Source organism: Flagellimonas flava (assembly GCF_050617915.1).
GTDB lineage: Bacteria > Bacteroidota > Bacteroidia > Flavobacteriales > Flavobacteriaceae > Flagellimonas > Flagellimonas flava_A.
Window position 1 is genome coordinate 1 of the sequence record NZ_JBODQE010000094.1, and the last position, 257, is coordinate 257.

The window sequence follows — 257 nt, forward strand, 5'->3', positions numbered from 1 at the left end:
GGTTAGCAAGCATGATAAAAGGCGCATTGGACAACTGTTGGCCTTGGATGCCCTCCAGCTATTAAAGGACAAAAACTTTTTGCTGTTCTTTATTTCATCCATTTTAATATGTATCCCATTAGCATTTTATTATCAGCTTATCGGTACTTTCTTGACAGAATCCAATGTGGAGAATTCAACCGCGTGGGCTTCATGGGTCAATTTTCAGAAATCTTCTTCATGCTGCTCTTGCCATTCTTTTTCAGAAAGTATGGATT

1 pseudogene is annotated in these 257 nt (G+C 38.5%); it reads left to right on the plus strand.

The window, feature by feature from the left end:
- Window positions 1-257, plus strand: a pseudogene (locus ACRHOZ_RS21115) (MFS transporter); the annotation flags it as partial.